The organism is Arthrobacter sp. 10L430 (assembly GCF_056395245.1).
In genome coordinates, this window is the sequence record NZ_JBFTJD010000005.1 from 55,780 (window position 1) to 74,294 (window position 18,515).

The window sequence follows — 18,515 nt, forward strand, 5'->3', positions numbered from 1 at the left end:
CGAACAGCCACCAAAGCCGCTGCACACACGCACCGCACCGTTACCACCTGCCGGACCCGGACCGATCCCCGGGCGGCGCAACAATCATCAAGAAAGAAGCGGAATCATGGTATTCCTCCTCCGCCGCCTGGGGTTCTACGTAATCGCCTTCTGGGCCTGCATCACCCTGAATTTCTTCCTCCCGCGGCTGATGCCCGGGGACCCCGTCAGCAGAATGTTCTCCCAAGTCCAGTCTCAGATGCGCCCGGACCAGGTGGATGCGCTCCGCCGGCTCTTCGGTCTGGACGACCGGCCCCTCTGGGAACAGTACCTCGCGTACATCGGCAACATCTTCCGTGGGGACATGGGCATCTCGCTGTCCCGGTTCCCCTCCCCCGTTTCGGAGGTGATCGGATCACAGATCGGATGGACCCTCCTGCTCGGCGGCACCTCCCTGGTTATTGCCGTCATTCTGGGCAATTTCCTCGGCGTCCTGGCAGCATGGCGGCGCGGAAAGTTCCTGGATTCCGTCTTTCCTCCGCTGCTGATTTTCGTCGGATCATTTCCCTACTTTTGGCTGGCCATGGCCGCTCTATATCTGTTTGGGATAACCCTGGGCTGGCTGCCTCTGAGCCATGCCTTCTCCACGGGGCTCAGCGCCTCGTTCTCCTTCGAATACATCGGCGACGTAGCCGCTCACCTCATCCTCCCGGCCCTGACCATTGTCCTGGTCTCCATCGGCGGTTGGATGCTGGGGATGCGCAACACGATGATCGCCACTACCTCTGAGGACTACATCACGATGGCTCGGGCCAAGGGACTCCGTCCGGCACGGATCATGTTCCAGTACGCGGCGCGCAACGCCATGCTGCCCTCAGTGACGTCGTTCGGCATGTCCCTTGGCTTCGTCGTCGGCGGCGCTCTCCTCACCGAAACCGTGTTCGCGTACCCGGGCATCGGCTACCAGCTCCTGACCTCCGTCCAGGCGCTGGACTACCCGCTGACCCAAGGCATCTTCCTGACCATCACCGCCGCCGTGCTGGCAGCTAACTTCCTGGTCGACATCATTTACGTACGGCTGGACCCCCGGGTCCGGGTCAGCTAGAAACAGGTCCCCCATGTCACTTACAAACTCAACACCTACCGCGACCACCACGGCCGGCAACCCCACCGTTCAAGTACCCGAACCTCCGGTCCCCGGACGACTGGCCCACGGAGGGTTCGTCCACGGCATCCTCACGAACAAGAAGGCCCTCTTCGGGCTGGCCGTCCTGGTCGTATTTGCCCTCCTGGCACTGCTGGCACCCCTCCTGGCCCCGGGAAACCCCTCCGACTTCGGCCCCGAAGCATCCCTGGCGCCATCCGCGGCCCACCTGCTCGGAACCACCTCCAAAGGCCAGGACGTGCTCGCTTTGACCCTGTGGGGATCGCGAAGCTCACTGACGGTCGGATTCATCGTGGGCATAGCGGCGACCTTCATCGGCTGCCTCGTCGGCATCGCCTCCGCGTACTTCGGCAAGGCCATCGACGAACTACTCTCGCTGCTGACCAACATTTTCCTGCTCATCCCCGGACTTCCACTCCTGGTGGTCCTCGCCGCCTTCCTGCCCCCGGGCCCCGCCACTGTCGTCATCGTCCTGGTCATCACCGGCTGGGCCGGCAGCGCTCGTGTGCTCCGCTCCCAGGCACTGTCTCTGCGCAGCAAGGACTTCGTCGCCGCGGCCGTGGTGACCGGTGAGAAAGCCTGGCGCATCATGTTCCGGGAAATCCTGCCCAACATGGCCTCCATCGTCATGAGCACCCTGCTCGGCTGCGTCATTTACGGCATCGGCGCCCAGGCAGGCCTGGAGTTCCTGGGGCTCGGCGATACCGGCTCGGTCAGCTGGGGAACCAACCTCTATTGGGCAAACAACGACGGCGCCCTGATGACCGGCGACTGGTGGGTGCTCCTGCCCTCGGGCGTAGCCATCGCCGTCGTCGCATTTGCCCTGGCCCTGATCAACTACGCCGTTGATGAAATCACCAACCCCCGCCTGCGCGTGGAAAAGAAAGGCTGACAGATGGAAACCCTAACTGAACAGGACCGGGGAAACATCGGCCGGACCGCCGCCGCTCCCGTGCTGAGCGTGAAAAACCTGCAGGTCCAATACACGGCAGAAATCGGAAACGTTACCGCCGTCGATGGTGTCAGCTTCGACATCGGCGCAGGAGAAGTGTTCGGCCTCGCCGGTGAATCAGGCTGCGGCAAGTCCACCATCGCAAACGCGGTCATGCGGCTCCTGCAGACCCCGGCAAAAATCACAGGCGGCTCCATCGAGCTCAACGGAAAGAATCTCCTGGACCTGGGCGAAGAAGAACTGCGACGCACCCGCTGGCGCGACGTGGCGATGGTCTTCCAAAGCGCGATGAACTCCCTGAACCCCGTCATGACCATCGGAGATCAGATCGTCGACGTCTTTACCACGCATGAAAGGATGCCCAAGAAAGCCGCCCGCGAACGTGCCGCGGAGCTGCTGAAACTTGTCGACATCAGCCCCGACCGCCTCAAGTCCTACCCGCACCAGCTCTCCGGCGGAATGCGCCAGCGGGCAGTGATCGCGATCGCGCTGGCGCTCAAACCCTCCCTTCTCATCATGGACGAACCCACCACGGCCCTGGACGTGGTGGTTCAGCAGGACATCATGCACCAGATCAAAGAACTTCAGCAGCGGCTGGGGTTTTCCATTCTGTTCATCACCCACGACATCTCACTCATGGTCGAGCTCTCCCACCGCATGGCCGTGATGTATGCGGGAAAGCTGGTCGAGGTCGCTCCCTCCAAGGACATGCTGGAGAACCCGCTTCACCCCTACACCAACGCCCTCATGGGAGCGTTTCCGCCGCTGACCGGCCCGAGAGTTGAGTTGACAGGCATCCCGGACGCCCCGCCGAACATGGCCCACCCTCCCACCGGCTGCCGCTTCCACCCCCGGTGCCCGCTCGCTATCGACGCGTGCCGCACCGTCGCGCCACCGCTCCTTCCAAAAGCCGAAAACCACGACGCAGCGTGCCTACTCCTACCCGAATACGTCGTCCCCCGCGTAAGGTCACGCCGATGAGCCCCGCACACAGCACCTCATCCCGCCCCGAAAGGGCGACCGAGCCCCTGGTCCAGGTACGCAACCTGAGCAAGGACTATCATCTGGGAAGCTTTCCCTTCCGTTCGACCGTACGCGCGGTAAACGACGTCTCCTTTGACATCAACCACGGCGAGATTGTGGCACTTGTCGGGGAATCCGGCAGCGGAAAAAGCACCATCGCCCGCATTCTCGCCCGCCTTGAGCAGCCCACCGGCGGCCAACTCATCATCGACGGACAAGACATCTTTGCCTCCGAACGGCGCAAGGCATCAATGAAATACCGGAGCAAGGTCCAGATGGTCTTCCAGGACCCCTTCGGATCCCTCAACCCGGCACACCGCATCGAGCACTTCCTGACACGTCCGCTACAGCTTCACGGAGAAAACGACAGCCCGAAGGCCCTCAAAGTCAAACTGCGTGAACTCATGGCAACGGTCGGCCTGGGCGAGCAGATGCTGGACCGCTACCCCCACCAGCTGTCCGGCGGACAACGGCAGCGCGTCGCCATCGCCAGAGCCCTGGCCGTGGAACCGGAAATCATACTGGCCGACGAACCCACCTCAATGCTCGACGTCTCGGTCCGCATCGGAATTCTCAATCTGATGCGCAAACTCCGCGATGAACGGGGCGTGTCCATGCTATACATCACCCACGACCTCGCATCCGCACGCTACATCGCGGACACAACCCTGGTGATGTGCGCCGGGGATCTGGTCGAGGGCGGTGAGAGCATCGAGCTGATGGCCGCCCCCCATCACCCGTACACACAGTTGCTGCTCTCCGCCGTCCCCGACGCCCGCAGGACCCAGACCGTCCGCCCGCCGAAGAGGAATGCCACGGAACGGAACGCCAATCGGGGAAGCGGCGAACGTGTCACCCTCAGCGAATTCCATTGGGCGCTCAAAGTGCCAGGATCTGCCGCCTGACCGCCCCCAGCCCGCCACCGACCACCCCGGGGGCTCACCGGCGAATGTGGCCTACGGACTCGCCCGTCTGGATGTTTCGACAGGGTTCCTGACCTCAATCGGCCCGGAAATCAGCGTCCCCTCCGCGTCCGAAGTGCGGGGGCAAGCCTGGTCAGCTGACCACCAACCACGGCTCTCGCGCCCCAACACCGCCGCAAACCTGCCGATCACCGCACGATCCAGGCCCTTTCCTTGCCTCATCCCGAACCTGAAACGAGACACCTCCCATGACGGCCGTGACCACCACACACTCTGAAACCTTCCGGCCCGCCCTGCATTACACGGCCCGAAACACCTGGCTCAATGATCCCAACGGGCTGATCCACCATCAGGGCGTGTACCACCTCTACTATCAAAACAATCCTTTCGGAAACACCTGGGGAAACATGTCCTGGGGCCACGCGACCTCGGAAAACCTCGCCGACTGGACCGAACAGCCTGTCGCGATTGCCTGCGACGAGCAGGAGGACATCTTCTCCGGCAGCATAGTATTCGACAGCCAAAACAGCAGCGGGTTCGGCACCGCAACGGCGCCCCCGCTGGTAGCCGTCTACACCAGCGCCTACAAGAATGCCTCGCCGTTGCACGGCGTCCAGGCGCAGTCACTGGCCTACAGTCTGGACGGCGGCTTCACGTGGGAAAAATACGCGGGCAATCCCGTGCTCAGCCGTAACTCGGCCAACTTCCGTGACCCAAAAGTTTTCCGCTACGACGGCGGGGCCGGCTCCTACTGGGTGATGGCGGCCGTCGAAGCCGAAAACTACAAAGTAGTCCTCTACAAGTCCGAGGACCTGAAAGCCTGGGAACACCTCAGCGATTTCGGCCCCGCCAACGCCACCGGCGGCATCTGGGAATGTCCGGACCTGTTTGCCCTGCCGGTGGACGGCAATCCACAGGAGCTGAAATGGGTTCTGACGGTGAATTTGAATCCCGGCGGCCCGAACGGCGGTTCAGCCGGGCAGTACTTCACAGGAGACTTCGACGGCGTCACATTCACCTCCGACTCCACCATCACCAGCGGGGCGCAGGACCCCGACCGCCTTCAGGAGTACCACTGGCTGGACTGGGGACGGGACTATTACGCCGCCGTCTCCTTCAGCGACGCCCCCGACGGCAGGCGTATCATGATCGGCTGGATGAACAACTGGGACTATGCCAATCAGATCCCGACGTCACCGTGGCGCAGCCCCATGTCTCTGCCCCGGGAACTCTCCCTGGCCACCGTTGGCGGCCGCACCAGATTAGTCCAGAATGTCGTCGAGGAAGCCGTCTGCCGCGGTGAGGTGCCGGCAGTTCAGTCCGGCCCCATCCATTTGGCCGGGGAAACACGCCCGATCCCCGCCGCCACGGGCACGGTTCAGCTCATCGAAGCCGACTTTACGGCCGGGACGGCCGAGGAATTCGGCCTCATCGTTCGTGGGAGCGGCACGGAAGGAACCCGAATCGGCATCAACCCCGCCCAGGGCCGCCTCATCCTTGACCGGACCGCCTCGGGTGACACGGGCTTCCATGATGGATTCCCTTCCGTCGACACCGCGCCCATCAACGCCTGGGACGGCCGATACAGGCTGAAGATCTACGTCGACCACTGCTCTGTTGAGGTCTTCGCCCAACACGGCGAGCTGGTGCTCACCGACCTGATCTTCCCGGACAAAACAAGCACCGGAGTCTCCATCTACGCCCACGGCGGCTCGGCAACACTCGAGAGCCTGACGATCACGCCCTTGATATAGACCCGGCCTGCCGCAAATGGATGACTTGCCGGCTTCAGAATTCACGATGCCCAGGATTGGAGAAGATCACGACGATGCCGCGGGTGCCGGAGTAGCTGTACAGGTCGCGCCACCGGCATACGTTTCCTGCCTCATCGAGAACGGCCTGGTGATCGCGGTCAGGTGGTCTTGCTGGCGGTCACTCACGCGCACCGCCACCGGTCGCCCCTGACCTGGACGAGTCCAGTCCCGGTATTGCGTTCCAGTTAGGGCACACCTCAACCGGACGCCAGGTCGGCCGACCAAAGCTTGTCAGAGTAGGGCCTGATTTCTACTTTGCGGCGTTGGACGCCTGGCCGCGGCCGATGCCGTTGAGCGGAATGTCGCTGGATCCCTGCAGCCGGCGCTGCGCATTCCAGTCAGTCTGGCCATGGCGGATGAGGGCGAACGTCGTAAGGGTCATGCGGTTCATTCTGGCCTGACAGCCGGCAGGCTTTGGAAACTGCGGTTACGCGAAAGGGCCGATTCGCATCCAGCACGGAGTTCTCGCATGAACGACCGTTTCCCAGAGCCAGTCCGCTGAATGGCAACGCCCGACAGGAGACCTGCGGCTCGGCTTGCCCGCAGATTATGGTCTGCTCGTTCTGCCAACTGCATGCTGCCCGTGTCACCGGATCGAGGACGGGCCGTAGACGCCTTTGCTATGCGCATAAGCATGCAACAGGCCATGGCTTAGCGGATGCCGAGGGCGCGACACCTGCCCGAGGGCCGGGCGCCGCTACCCTTGGCTGATGTCGATGCCCGTGATCGGCGCGCCCGCGCGCTCGTATGCGAGCGAGATCGCGCCTTTGGGGAAGGCCCGCGGCGGCTGCGCGACGCGGAATGCTGCCGGCACGCCGGTGCCGTCGGCGAACAGCCGCTTACCCGATCCGAAAGTGAGCGGGTAGAGGAAGAGGTTCAGCCGGTCGACGAGGTCGGCCTCGAGCAGCGACCGTGCGAGGCCTCCGCTGCCGATGACGTGGATGTCGTCGAACCGGTCTTTCAGCGCGGCCACCTCCGCGACATCCGACAGCGCTGTGGTTCCGTCCCATGCCGGGTCGGTCAGGGAGCGCGACACGACGAACTTCGGCAAGGCGTTGAACGTCACCGCGATCGGGTCGTCGTTGCCCCGGGTGGGCCAGAACGCCGCGAAGATGTCGTAGGTTTTGCGTCCGAGCAACAGTGCGTCCATGCGGTTGATGCCGGCGACGATCGCCTCGCCGGTCTCGTCGTCGGAATACGCTGCCTGCCAGCCACCGAACTCGAAGCCGCCCTCGCGGTCCTCGTCGGGGCCGCCCGGCGCCTGGTACACGCCGTCGAGGGTGATGAACAGATCGACTGAGAGGATTCCCATGGTGCGCTCCTTCGCGTGAACGGCGACCAGATGCCGCCTCTGCCTGTGCGTCGATCGGGATAGCCCGGAATCGATATCACTGCGTGCCACATTAGCGACGAGCGGACGGCAGGTCGAGAGATGGACGCGGGCGGAGACGCTGAGCAGTCGGAACCGCGGGGGCACGGAATCCGAACCGTGCGTAGCTATGCCAACAGAAAGGGCGGACACGCCTTCTGTTCATCACAGCTACACTGAACAAAACAAGGCACAGTATGAAAGCATGGCGGACTCAATGATCGAAAAGCTGCACCTCACTCCGGAAGACGCGTTCCCGGAGGATCTGGGCAAGGTCCTGGACCACGAACTACAGGTCCTGGACAGTCAGGTCCAACGCCAGCTCGACCACGAAGTCGTGGTTGACGGCGAACCCGACCCTGAAACGGAATTCCGCCACTACGAACTGGACGAAGAATTCAACGACCGCGACAAGCGCTGACGGCACCGACTCCCGTGAACCTCGACTGCGCAAAGGCCCAGGTTGCCGCGCGGGGCCATTTCAATGCTGGACCCGTATCCATCCGTGGAAAGCTCGCTTCGTTGGGAATCGCCGTCAAGGTCGCCACGGGCTACAACCCCCGGGTGGCCGAGAAGGTCTGTTCCGATCTGGGGCTGGTCTCAGGCGGAACGCTGACCGGTACACAGATCGAAAACCTGTCGGATCCGGAGCTCCGGGCCGCCGCCCGGCAAACGGGCATATTTGCCAGGGTCTCCCGGGACAAAAGGCCCGGCTGGTCCGGCTGCTTCGCTAAGACGGCGTGGCCGTTGGCTTCCTTGGGGACGGCGTTAACGATGCGCTTGCCCTGCACCATGCCGACATAGGCCTGTCCGTGGACAGCGCCACGGACGACGCCAAGGACGCGGCCGACGTCGTGCTCCTGGAAAAGGACCTCGGCGTGCTGGCCGAAGGAGTGATGAAGAACGACGGATCTTCGCGAACACGATGAAATATGTCGTCGTTGGAACCTCCAGTAACTTCGGCAACATGTTCAGCGCCGCCGTCGCTGCCGTGGTCCTGAGTTTCCTGCCCATGCTGCCCGGGCAGATCCTGCTGAACAACCTCCTCTATGACACCGGGCAGCTGGCCATCCCCGGCGACCGTGTCGACACAGGAACCCACCCAGACGCTGATCATTTTGGCCATGTGGACCAGGAGGGTCCCGTTCCTGCGCAGCCGGCCCTCGGCAGGCCTCCCGGCCGCCTCCCTGGGCGTGGTGGCCGACACCGTCTTTCTCCCGCTGTCCCCGCTTGCGATGTGCTGGGATTTGCCCCGTTGCCTGTCCCGTTCTTTCTGGCTCTGCTGGCAATGATTGTGGTGTATTTGAGATGGTGTTCGCGATCATTCTCTTCATGGGTGCCATCTCCGGAGCCCACCTGAACCCGGTGGTCAGCATAGCCTTCGCGTTATGCGGAGACTTCCAATGGCGCCGCGTACCGGGCTACATCCTTGCCCAGACGGCCGGGGCCGGCCTGGCCGCGGCTGTGTTGCGCGGGATCTTCGGCTCCAAGGGGACAACGGGGCCACCGTCCCGGGGCCGGGCTTCACCGATCCGCAGTGCCTGGCCATCGAGATCCTGCTGACCCTGGGGCTGGTCAGCACGATTCTCGGGGGCGCCTTCGGGAGCCCAGAACGTGGGAACGCTCTCTGCCTTCGCTGTGGGGGCATAGACCCGACCTGGTACGTGGTGATGTCACCCATACCTGGATCTACGTCGACGGACCGCTCATTGATGCCTTACTCGCCGTCGGAATCGCGTACATCCTTCGTGGCCCGGGAGGTGGACCCACCGGGCGCAAGGCCGCCCAAGGAACCCTCCCATAGCCACGCCCTGCCAAGGACGTGTGGCTGGCGTGGCCTGAGTGTTCGTGGCGGCCCGCAAACCAAGGTACGGAGATCAGCATCCCGGTGCCGAGATTCGGTTGGCAAAGGCCGGCATTGTTCTTCGAACCGTCAGCACGGCCTCACCCGGACGAACCTGACGTTGGGCGACGCGGTCGTCATCCACACCCTCACGGCGGACAACGTCCAACCCGAAAAGCTCACAGTATGCGCACAGCAGGGTGATAGTGGTCCGACAGATTTCCACCTGAGGATTGGAACAGCTTCGAAATCCGGAGTGGACCAGCAAGGAGCATAACTGTGAACAACGTCCGGAAAATCGCGGCAGGCGCCACCCTGGTCGGCGCCCTCATCGGCGGCGGCGCCCTCACGGCCATGTCCCTGCCTGCCAACGCCGCCACCACCAACACATCAACGGCAGCCTCCGACGGGTCAAACACCGGGAACGAAACGGAACTCACCGGTGACACGGCGACCAAGGTCAAGGCCGCGGTGCTTGCTGCCTACACTGGCGCCACCGTTGACCGCATGGAAACCGAGGGCGACGGCAGCGCCGCCTACGAAGCCCACATCACCAAAACCGACGGCACTCACGCCACCGTCAAACTCGACGCCAACTTCACCGTCACCGAAACCGGCGGCAACGGCGGCCACTGATCCTGCCGTACTCCTTCGGGCGGACGCTGCACTGCTGCGTCCGCCCGAAGGCCCTTTAGCCTCGCAAATCTGACCGTCGGGCCGCGCGGCCGCGCACGGAGCCAAACAGCGTCGCGGTCCGCGCTCAAACCTGAATGGGCGGCAGGACCGCAGCGGAACATGTGTCCGGAACATCTCACTTCTGGGCCTGGTGGGGTCACCGGGGCTGGGCCGTCCCGACCACCTCGCCACTGCACCCCAGGACAAAGGTCTCGCTAAGTCCCCTACTATTCCACCGCAGTAGAGCGGTTACCGGAACACCCGTTCCAAGGAGGACCCTGATGATCACCTACCGCCCCATCGCCCCACTGACCACCGGCCGCCCGGGCCTTACGTCGGCGTTGGCCGCCATGGCATTGACGGCTGTGCTTGGCACCACCTGGCAGATCTCGAACGAATCGTCAGCAGCACCGGACATCACCGCAGAAACTGCGGGGAACGCGTACCCGGTCGTGGCCGGCCGGAACCAGCCGTGAGCACCGCAGCACCCGCGCGTCCGAGACCCGGACCAGTCCGGCCACCAACACGAGGCCGATCTCGGGCATGGGCCCGGCTCCAGCGGGCACTGTCCGTGACGGTCATCGGCGCTGCCGCCATCACCGGTCTGCAGCTCGGCCTGAACGCACCAGCCGTCTCGCCCGTTCAGCCCACCGCCGTCTCCGTGGCGACCGCGAACGACTCCTTTGTACTTGCCGCACCGAATCAACAACCAGTCCCAGCGCCCGCCAGGGACAGGACGGCCCGCGGCCGCGGCCGGGGAGGACGTTGAGGATTGCCCATCAAAACAACACATAGGCGAGTCCAGCCACCTGGCCGCCTCGAAGGAAGAAGACGATGACCCTGTCAGCCGACCGTCAATGGGACGTATCAACACTCCCGGGTGTGCCCTCGGAGACTGCTCCGCGGACTGTCCCGCCTGCTGTGGTGCTCTGGCTGATTACAGCCGGCGCCATCGCGGCCACTGCCCTGGCCGACGTTAGCGCTCCCCAGCCGCTGCGGTTCAATCTGCCCCTCCTGGCCCACACCTCCGGCCTGCTTGCCGGTTACGGAGTAACAGTAATGGTGGCCCTGATGTCCCGTGCACCAGCCCTGGAACGGGGAGTCGGTGCAGACCGGCTGGCCCGATGGCACGGCGTAGGCGGCAGGGCCATCGTCTGCCTGATCCTTATCCACGGCGTTGCCGCGACCGCGGCCTGGGCTATGGGCCAAGGCACCTCGTTGGTGGCCGCAACCATCGATGTCCTCCGCATGCCGGGACTCATCGCGGCCACAGCGGGAACGGTGATCTTTCTCGCCGTTGGAATCATTTCGGCGCAGAGCATGCGCCGAAGGCTAAGGTACGAAACCTGGCACTTCCTTCACCTGCTGACCTACCTGGCGATCGCTTTGTCCTTCTTCCACGAGCTGGCTGGCCCCGACTTGGCCGGCCTCCCCCTCGTTCAGGTGGCATGGAGCCTCCTCTACACGCTCAGCTTCGGGCTGATCCTGCGGTACAGGGTTCTGGCCCCGCTCACACAGGTATGGCGCCACAGGCTGCGTGTGGATCATATAGTCGATGAGGGAGCCGGAGTGGTCAGCATCATTCTTCGGGGCCGTCACCTCCACGAGCTCAACGCCGAATCCGGACAATTTTTCCGCTGGAGATTCCTGACCAGGACGCTGTGGCGATCGTCCCACCCCTTCTCACTTTCGGCCCCGCCCCACAACCAGTTTCTGCGAATAACCGTCAAAGCGGTCGGCGACGGAACGCGATTGATCCACTCAGTGCGAACGGGTACAAGAGTCCTCGCGGCAGGTCCGTACGGTGCCATGACGAAAGAGCGGCGTCAAGGCCGGGGAGTCCTCCTGATAGGCGGTGGGGTCGGAATCACCCCGATGCGCGCCCTCTTTGAGACACTGCCAGTCCCCGGAAGAGAACTGACCCTGCTGTACCGGGCCTCCTCCGCCGACGAGATACTCTTCCGCGACGAGCTCGAACACATCGCCCGGCACCGCGGAGCACAGCTGATCTTCCTGACTGGACCGGCGTCCGACCCCCGCAACGCAATCACCGCCCAAAGCCTCAGGACCATAGTTCCGGATCTTGCAGCCCGGGACGTCTATATATGCGCATCACCCAGGTTCTCCTCCGCCGCGACAATGGCCTTAACGCAGGCCGGCCTGCCGCGGCGACAACTCCACCAAGAGGAATTCAACTTCTAGCTATCCTGCAACGCCAAGCTCCACCCGGCGCGCACACGGGAAAGCCGGTTTCCACCACGCGGGAAACCGAGAAGCCGAGAAGCAATGTGCAGGCTGCCGTTCAGAGATCCCGACAGTAGTACCGCATTGGGTCTGTGTGGTCCGGTTGGGTGCTAGCGAACCCGCGTGCTTCATGGAAGCGTCACGGCTCTGTAGATTGTCCGCAGCCCCAAGATCGGCCGCGCTGCCCCTTAGCGCGGCCGATCTACAGGGGCGTCTCCCCGTGCCGGGCCCCCGCAATACGGGATCCGGTCAGTTGGAGGGGAAGTTGTATGAAGCGCCGGAGGCGTGGCTGGCTTCGGGCCAGCGGGAGGTGATGACCTTGCCGCGGGTGTAGAAGGACACACCTTCGGGGCCGTAGATGTGCTTGTCGCCGAAGAGCGAGGCCTTCCAGCCACCGAAGGAGTAGTAGGCCACGGGTACGGGCAGCGGCACGTTAATGCCGATCATTCCGACGTCGACGGAGCGCTGGAACTTCCGCGCGCTGGCGCCGGAGGAAGTGAAGATAGCGGTGCCGTTGCCGTAAGGGTTGGCGTTGATGAGCTTGATGCCCTCCTCCAGGTCCTCCACGCGGACCACCACGAGGACCGGGCCGAAGATCTCCTCGGTGTAGGCGCTCATTTCGGTCTTTACATGGTCAATGACGGTGGGGCCGACCCAGAAGCCGTCTTCGTGGCCGGGGACCACCAGGTGGCGGCCGTCGACAACCATCGCCGCTCCCGCGGCTTCCGCTTCGGTGATGGTCTTTACGATGAAGTTCCTGGAGTCCGCGCTGATGACCGGGCCCATGTCGGCGTCCGGTTCTGTGCCGTTCTTGACCTTGACCGCCACGGCGCGCTCCTCGACCTTCTTCACCAGCAGATCGGCGGCATCACCGACGGCGACCGCGACGGAGATGGCCATGCACCGCTGGCCGGCGGAGCCGAATGCGGCGGCGGCGAGGTGGTCGGCGGCGTTGTCGAGGTCGGCGTCGGGCAGGACGATCGCGTGGTTCTTCGCACCGCCCAGGGCCTGGACCCGCTTGCCATGCGCAGTGGCTACCTCATTGATGTGCTTGGCCACCGGGGTGGAGCCGACGAAGGAGATGCCGTCCACGTCGGGGTGGGTCAGGAGGCCGGAAACGACCTCCCGGTCGCCGTGCAGGACCTGGAACACGCCGTCGGGCAGGCCTGCCTGCTTGAAGAGGGCGGCCAGCAGCATGGCCGCGGAGGGGACCCGGTGGGAGGGCTTGAGGATGAAGGCGTTGCCGGTCGCGATCGCCATCGGGGCCATCCACAAAGGCACCATGACCGGGAAGTTGAACGGGGTGATCCCAGCGACGACGCCGATCGGCTCGCGGAAGGAGAACACGTCGATCCCGGTGGAGACCTGGTCCGAGTAGTCGCCCTTGAGCAGGGTGGGGATGCCGCACGCGAACTCGATGACTTCCAGGCCGCGGCCGATCTCGCCCTTCGCGTCGGAGAGGACCTTGCCGTGCTCGGCGGTGATCAGTTCGGCGAGGTCATCCACGTGCGCGGCGACGAGTTCGCGGAACTTGAACAGCACCGCGGTGCGCTTGGCCAGGGAAATATCGCCCCAGCTGACGGCCGCGGCCTTCGCTGCCGCGACGGTCGCGTCAAGATCCGCCGGGTTGGCCAGCCGCAGCTCTGCGGTTACGGCGCCCGTAGCGGGGTTGTAGACAGGCTTGGTGTCGGTTCCGGTGCCGGAGGCCTCGGATCCGCTGATGAAGTGGTTGATGACGGTCATTGTTATTGCTCCTGAAGTAAGTGGTGTTCCACGGCGTGCACCGGTTCGACGTTCCGTGGGAGGCCTGCGGCGAGAGATTCATGGAGGGCCAGCCGGACGGCCAGGTTCTGCTCGGTCAGTTCCTGATGGACAACCTCTTGCCCGGCGCTCCGGGCCCAGATGCTGAACCGTTCAATTTCGACCTTGAACGGGTCTTCGATGACATCGAAGGCCTCGGTGCCGCCGTCCCGGAGAGAAACGGTCACCCGTGCCGGGTCCCCGGGGTCCGGGTCAAACGCATTGTCGAGCGTTATCTGTCCCTTGGTGCCGATGATCTGGAACGTGTTTACGCGGGGTCCTTCGAAGCCGCAGTCCAGGGTTCCGATGACGCCGTCGTAATCAAGGATCGCGGCGACGGTGGTCTCCACAGGGTCCGCGGGGCTTGTTCCCTTGGCATATACGCTGACGGGAGCCCGTCCCATCACCATGTTCATGATGTCGACGGCGTAGCATCCCACATCATTGACGGCACCTCCCTCAAGACCCGTCTCCAGCCGGACCTCCCCCGGGCTGCGGTCCATCACAAAGTGGAAGCGCGCATGCATCGAGATAACCTGCCCGATCCGGCCCGCGTCGATGAACTCGCGGACTTTCTGGTGCTGCGGATGGAAACGGTACATAAACGCCTCCATCAGGCTCACACCGTTGCTCTGGCAGGCCTCGACGACGCGGGCGTAGTCCTCGAGGCTTCCCACCAGTGGCTTCTCGCAGAGGATGTCCTTGCCCGCCTCTGCCGCTGCGATGATCCACTCGGCGTGCAGTCCATTGGGAAACGGCAGGTAGACGGCCTCGATGGCCGGATCGGCGAGCAGTTCCTCGTGTGAAGAGTAGGCGGCCGGGATGCCGAAGCGGGCGGCGACCTCGGCGGCGCGGCCGTTCGGGCTGCTGATCGCCGAGGCGGTGGCGTTGCGGGCTTTGTGCATGGCCGGCAGGAACCTGTCCTGGGCGATGCGGGCGGTGGTGAGAACGCCCCAGCGCACCGCGCTCATGTGGCGAGCCCGGCTTCCAGGTTACGGAGGAAGGCCACAGACTGCCGGACATCCCGCACGGGCCCGTCGCCTGCCGGTGCGCCTTCCAGGATGGTGTCCTGTTCCATCGTGAACCATCCGCCATAACCTGCTTCCAGGAGGTGCAGAACGATGTCGGCGATTCCGGCATCCCCCTGGCCCAGGGGCACGTACATCCCGGCCTTGACCCCGTCGGTGTAGGAAATTGCACCGTTCTGGACCCGCTCGGCGACGGCCTTGCGCACGTCTTTGAGGTGCGTGTGGCCGATGCGTGAGGCGTAGTCCCGGGCGAGCTGCCCGGGATCCGTGCCGCCGATCAGAAGGTGTCCGGTGTCCAGGCAAAGGTTCGCGGCGGTGTCGTTGAGGACGCGGTTGACGTCCGACGTTGTCTCGATCATGGTGCCTACGTGCGGGTGCACCACTGCCTGGATGCCCTGATCCGCGGCGGCCTTGACGATGGTGTCCAGGTTCCGGCCGAACAGTTGCCAGCCATCGGCGTCGAGCTCGTGGCGTTGATCGTACCCGGCGACGCCGGTCTCCGCGGCCAGCACCATGATGCTGGCCCCTGCTGCCTGGTAGGCGTCCAGTTCCGCCGAAACCGCCTTGAGCGGGTCTTTGGCGGCATCGTGCAGGATGATCGGGAAGAATCCTCCGATGGCCTGCAGGTTGTGCCGTTGCAGCACCTCGGCGCGTGCGGCGGCTTCCTCCGGCAGGAAGCCTGCCGGGCCGAATTCCGTGGCGGTGATGCCCAGCGCGGTCATCTCGGACAGGACGCGGTCTGCGTCAAGCTGGTGCCCCCACCCGGGGACTTCGCATACTCCCCAGGAAATGGGGGCGGCGGCAAGGCGGCTGGTGATGGTGCTCAATCTGATCCTCCAAGTACGTTCTGATCCCAGTCAATGACCGAGCCGGTGACCACTCCGCTCCGGCTGGAGAGGAGAAAAACTGCAAATTCGGCGATCTCGTCCACTTGGCCGAGCTTGCCCATCGGCACCGAGGCGTTGGCCTTTTCCAGCCAGTCGTCTCCTGCGCCATGAAATTTCCGCTGCGTCTCTTCTTCGCCCTCCGTGGCCGTCCAGCCGATGTCCAGGCCGTTGATCCGGATCTTGTCCCAGCGGTGGGCGTGGGCGGCGTTCCGGGTAGCACCGGCCAGCCCGGCCTTCGCCGCCACGTAGGGCGCCAGGTAAGACTGGCCGCCGAGTTCGGCGATGGAAATGACGTTCAGGATGCTGCCGGGAGCTCCTCGTTCACGGAGGTGTTTGATCGTTTCGGCCATGATGAAGAACGGGGACTTCAGGTTGACGGCGATGTGCGCATCGAAGAGTTCCGGTGTTGTGTCCAGCATGGTTCCGCGTGTGGTCAGGCCTGCGGCGTTCACGGCGCAGTCGAGCCGTCCGAACACGGAGATGGTTTCCAGGACCGAGTTCCGGGCCTGGTCGACATCTGCCAGATCGGTCTTGATGAAGCGGGCCTTGACGCCGGACTTCTCCAGCTCGGCGGCGAGCCGTTCGCCCGAGTCGGCGTTGCGGCCGGTCACGGCCACTCCGGCGGCGCCTTCGGCTGCTGCCCGGCGGGCAATGCCGGCACCCAGGCCTTGGGTGCCGCCGCTAACAAGGACCACCTTGTCAGCGAGGAGCGGGCTGTTCATCCCTACTCCTTTCCGATGGTGACGACGCGGCCGGACCTGGCGGATTCCTCGGCAGCGTTGGCCAGCACGAGGGCCATGACGCCGTCGTCGAAGCCGGGGCTGCAGCTGGTACCGCCGCGGATGGCCTTGACGAAGCTGTCCAGCTCCTTGCGGTAGGCCTGGCCGTAGCGTTCCAGAAAGAACGGCAGGTAGGCGTCGGACTCTTCGGTGCCGGCGGCGCTGTACTTGCGCACGGTGGTGGGGGCCATGTTGCCGGCGGTCAGCAGGCCCTCGCTGCCGAAGGCTTCGAGCCGCTGGTCGTGGCCGTAGGCGCTGTGGCGGGAATTGATGATGGTGATCTGTTCGCCACCGCGTCCCCGGAGGTTGATGACCACCGAGTCGAAGTCACCGGCCTCTTCGATGTAGTCGCAGAACAGGTTCGAGCCGGTTGCCGATACTTCGATGATGTCCGGGACAAAGAACCGGGCCATGTCGAGGTCGTGGATGCTCTGGTCCCGGAAGATCCCGCCGGACGTTTCGATGTACGCCTTGGGCGCGGGAGCCGGGTCGCGGCTGATGATGGTCAGCTGTTCCAGGCGGCCGATTTCGCTGGCCTCAACGCGTGCTCGGAGCGAGGCGAAATTCGGGTCGAACCGGCGGTTGAAACCAAGCATCAGCGGGCTGGTGGTGCCGCGGATCTGGTCCCGGCACTCGCGGACACGGTCGATGTCCAGGTCGATGGGCTTTTCGCAGAGCGCTGCGACGCCGGCGGCCGTTGCCCGGGAGATCAGGTCGACGTGGGTGGGCGTCGGCGAGCCGATGATGATGGCGTCCAGGTCGGCGTTGGCGAAAACCTCATCGGCGGTTTCGACGGCCTGGGCTCCGGTGGCGGCGGCGAGTTCCTGCGCGCCCTTGATGAACGGGTCAGCGATCCAAGCCAGTTCCAGATCGGGGTGGTCGGCGATGTTCCGGGCGTGGACCTGACCGATGCGGCCGGATCCGAAGAGTGCAACCTTGAGCGGTCGTTCACTGGACATGGGTAAGGGTCCTTTCCTGGTTCCCGCCGGCGGTTGATCCGTCTGCGGTTGATTGAGCATGGTTGAGATTGGTGGGGCCGCCCCTGTTTGTCACGGGGCGGCCACTGCTGCCGGGGAGCGGCCTGCGAGGACGTCGACGGCGCCCTTGGCGGCGTCGCGGACCGTGTGGGCCATTCCCTGGCGGGTGAATCCCATGAGGTGGGGCGTCAGGACCACATTCGCATGGTCAAAGACGGCGTGGTGGGCCGGCGGTTCGGGGTCGTAGACGTCCAGACCGAGTCCGCCCAGCTGCCCTGTGAGAAGGGCTTCGTGGGCCGCATCCAGGTCCACGAGTCCGCCCCTGCTGCAGTTGACGAGGATTGCCCCGGCGGGCATCAGTGCGAGGCGATCGGCGCTGATGAGGTTGTGGTTTTCCGGCGTCAAAGGCACGTGCAGGGTGACGAAGTCGCTGCGGCCCAGCAGTTCCTCGACGGATTCGCAGCGGATGGCGGCGGCGACGTCTGCGAACGGATCGAAGGCCAGGACCTTGAGGTCGAAGGCCTCGGCGATCCGGGCCACGCGGCGCCCGATGCGCCCGTATCCGATGATGCCCAGGGTGAAGCCCTCCAGGTCCCCGACGGCCACCCCGGACCGCTCGTCCCAGCGGCCATCCCGGACCAGAGACGTCAGCGTCGACAGCTTCTTGACCAGTGCCAGCAGGTGGGAGAACACGCCTTCGGCGACGGACGCCGTGTTGCTCCCGGGTGTGATCACCACAGGGATGCCGCGGCGGTTAGCCTCCGCGACGTCCACAAGGTCTGTGCCGACGCCGGTCCTGGCGATGACCTTCAGTGCGGGCATGCGGTCAAGGAGTTCACGGTCCACCCGGTAAGCGGCGCGGACAATGGCGGCATCAGCCCGGGCAAGGTCATCCTCGGTAGGGTTGTGGATGATTTGCTGGTGCGGAGCCAGTTCCGGTTCGACCAGTCCGGCTTCTACGCTGCCGAGAGCTACGAGTATTTGGGGTGTGGTTATTGAAGCCATCGTCATCCTTGAAGATGTGAGGGTGCACTCCCGAAGGGCTTGGCAGCCTGCG

At 64.4% G+C, this 18,515-nt stretch carries 19 protein-coding genes and 2 pseudogenes; 13 read left to right on the forward strand and 8 right to left on the reverse strand.

What is annotated here, in order from left to right; all coding sequences use genetic code 11:
- The first annotated feature begins 106 nt into the window (after nucleotides 1–106).
- The 6 genes and pseudogenes from AC1DDG_RS06710 to AC1DDG_RS06735 all read left to right on the forward strand — a co-directional run bounded on the left by AC1DDG_RS06710 (nucleotide 107) and on the right by AC1DDG_RS06735 (nucleotide 5,796).
- Nucleotides 107–1,084: an ABC transporter permease gene (locus tag AC1DDG_RS06710; protein ID WP_476875442.1), complete on the forward strand. Its 978-nt coding sequence runs from the start codon at nucleotides 107–109 to the stop codon at nucleotides 1,082–1,084.
- A 13-nt stretch (nucleotides 1,085–1,097) separates the two neighbouring features.
- Nucleotides 1,098–2,036: an ABC transporter permease gene (locus tag AC1DDG_RS06715; RefSeq protein WP_230119409.1), complete on the forward strand. Its 939-nt coding sequence runs from the start codon at nucleotides 1,098–1,100 to the stop codon at nucleotides 2,034–2,036.
- Nucleotides 2,037–2,039: 3 nt separating this feature from the next.
- On the forward strand, nucleotides 2,040–3,077 hold the full coding sequence (locus tag AC1DDG_RS06720; RefSeq protein ID WP_476875443.1) for an ABC transporter ATP-binding protein: 1,038 nt from the start codon (nucleotides 2,040–2,042) through the stop codon (nucleotides 3,075–3,077).
- Nucleotides 3,074–4,024: an ABC transporter ATP-binding protein gene (locus AC1DDG_RS06725; RefSeq protein ID WP_476875444.1), complete on the forward strand. Its 951-nt coding sequence runs from the start codon at nucleotides 3,074–3,076 to the stop codon at nucleotides 4,022–4,024. The genes AC1DDG_RS06720 and AC1DDG_RS06725 overlap by 4 nt, the downstream gene beginning before the upstream one ends.
- A gap of 19 nt (nucleotides 4,025–4,043) precedes the next feature.
- Nucleotides 4,044–4,133, forward strand: a pseudogene (locus AC1DDG_RS06730) (carbohydrate kinase); the annotation flags it as partial.
- Nucleotides 4,134–4,290: 157 nt separating this feature from the next.
- Nucleotides 4,291–5,796, forward strand: a complete 1,506-nt coding sequence (locus AC1DDG_RS06735) for a glycoside hydrolase family 32 protein (RefSeq protein WP_476875445.1) — start codon at nucleotides 4,291–4,293, stop codon at nucleotides 5,794–5,796.
- A 319-nt stretch (nucleotides 5,797–6,115) separates the two neighbouring features.
- Here AC1DDG_RS06735 and AC1DDG_RS06740 read toward each other — a convergent pair.
- Together AC1DDG_RS06740 and AC1DDG_RS06745 are read right to left on the reverse strand one after the other, a co-directional pair.
- A pseudogene (locus AC1DDG_RS06740) lies at nucleotides 6,116–6,247 on the reverse strand (histidine phosphatase family protein); the annotation flags it as partial.
- Nucleotides 6,248–6,553: 306 nt separating this feature from the next.
- Nucleotides 6,554–7,168 (reverse strand): dihydrofolate reductase family protein, encoded by a 615-nt coding sequence (locus AC1DDG_RS06745; protein ID WP_476875446.1) that lies wholly within the window; start codon nucleotides 7,166–7,168, stop codon nucleotides 6,554–6,556.
- Between the two features lie 262 nt (nucleotides 7,169–7,430).
- On the opposite strand from AC1DDG_RS06745, the gene AC1DDG_RS06750 reads away from it, so the two are divergent.
- The 7 genes from AC1DDG_RS06750 (at nucleotide 7,431) to AC1DDG_RS06780 (ending at nucleotide 11,945) form a co-directional block, all read left to right on the forward strand.
- Nucleotides 7,431–7,646, forward strand: coding sequence for a hypothetical protein (locus AC1DDG_RS06750; RefSeq protein WP_476875447.1), 216 nt, complete (start codon nucleotides 7,431–7,433; stop codon nucleotides 7,644–7,646).
- A gap of 319 nt (nucleotides 7,647–7,965) precedes the next feature.
- Nucleotides 7,966–8,154, forward strand: a complete 189-nt coding sequence (locus AC1DDG_RS06755; protein ID WP_476875448.1) for an HAD hydrolase family protein — start codon at nucleotides 7,966–7,968, stop codon at nucleotides 8,152–8,154.
- Nucleotides 8,151–8,585 carry a hypothetical protein gene (locus tag AC1DDG_RS06760; protein WP_476875682.1) on the forward strand — a complete coding sequence of 145 codons (435 nt, stop codon included), beginning with the start codon at nucleotides 8,151–8,153 and terminating at the stop codon, nucleotides 8,583–8,585. Before AC1DDG_RS06755 ends, AC1DDG_RS06760 begins: the two co-directional genes overlap by 4 nt.
- Nucleotides 8,558–8,788, forward strand: coding sequence for an aquaporin (locus AC1DDG_RS06765; protein WP_476875669.1), 231 nt, complete (start codon nucleotides 8,558–8,560; stop codon nucleotides 8,786–8,788). Before AC1DDG_RS06760 ends, AC1DDG_RS06765 begins: the two co-directional genes overlap by 28 nt.
- A gap of 559 nt (nucleotides 8,789–9,347) precedes the next feature.
- Nucleotides 9,348–9,704, forward strand: a complete 357-nt coding sequence (locus AC1DDG_RS06770; RefSeq protein ID WP_476875449.1) for a hypothetical protein — start codon at nucleotides 9,348–9,350, stop codon at nucleotides 9,702–9,704.
- A gap of 320 nt (nucleotides 9,705–10,024) precedes the next feature.
- Entirely contained in the window at nucleotides 10,025–10,219 is a 195-nt protein-coding gene (locus tag AC1DDG_RS06775) for a hypothetical protein (RefSeq protein WP_476875450.1), read from the forward strand.
- A gap of 358 nt (nucleotides 10,220–10,577) precedes the next feature.
- Entirely contained in the window at nucleotides 10,578–11,945 is a 1,368-nt protein-coding gene (locus tag AC1DDG_RS06780; protein WP_476875451.1) for a ferredoxin reductase family protein, read from the forward strand.
- 291 nt (nucleotides 11,946–12,236) lie between these two features.
- On the opposite strand, the gene AC1DDG_RS06785 is transcribed toward AC1DDG_RS06780, so the two are convergent.
- From AC1DDG_RS06785 to AC1DDG_RS06810, 6 genes are all read right to left on the reverse strand, one after another.
- Nucleotides 12,237–13,730, reverse strand: a complete 1,494-nt coding sequence (locus AC1DDG_RS06785) for a CoA-acylating methylmalonate-semialdehyde dehydrogenase (protein ID WP_476875452.1) — start codon at nucleotides 13,728–13,730, stop codon at nucleotides 12,237–12,239.
- A gap of 2 nt (nucleotides 13,731–13,732) precedes the next feature.
- Entirely contained in the window at nucleotides 13,733–14,758 is a 1,026-nt protein-coding gene (locus tag AC1DDG_RS06790; protein WP_476875453.1) for a Gfo/Idh/MocA family protein, read from the reverse strand.
- Nucleotides 14,755–15,642, reverse strand: a complete 888-nt coding sequence (locus AC1DDG_RS06795) for a sugar phosphate isomerase/epimerase family protein (protein WP_476875454.1) — start codon at nucleotides 15,640–15,642, stop codon at nucleotides 14,755–14,757. Before AC1DDG_RS06795 ends, AC1DDG_RS06790 begins: the two co-directional genes overlap by 4 nt.
- Entirely contained in the window at nucleotides 15,639–16,424 is a 786-nt protein-coding gene (locus AC1DDG_RS06800; RefSeq protein ID WP_476875455.1) for an SDR family oxidoreductase, read from the reverse strand. The genes AC1DDG_RS06795 and AC1DDG_RS06800 overlap by 4 nt, the downstream gene beginning before the upstream one ends.
- 2 nt (nucleotides 16,425–16,426) lie before the next feature.
- The gene (gene iolG / locus AC1DDG_RS06805; RefSeq protein WP_476875456.1) at nucleotides 16,427–17,440 is read right to left on the reverse strand and encodes an inositol 2-dehydrogenase; all 1,014 of its coding nucleotides are present in this window, start codon (nucleotides 17,438–17,440) and stop codon (nucleotides 16,427–16,429) included.
- Nucleotides 17,441–17,530: 90 nt separating this feature from the next.
- Nucleotides 17,531–18,463 (reverse strand): NAD(P)-dependent oxidoreductase, encoded by a 933-nt coding sequence (locus AC1DDG_RS06810; protein WP_476875457.1) that lies wholly within the window; start codon nucleotides 18,461–18,463, stop codon nucleotides 17,531–17,533.
- Nucleotides 18,464–18,515 lie beyond the last annotated feature (52 nt).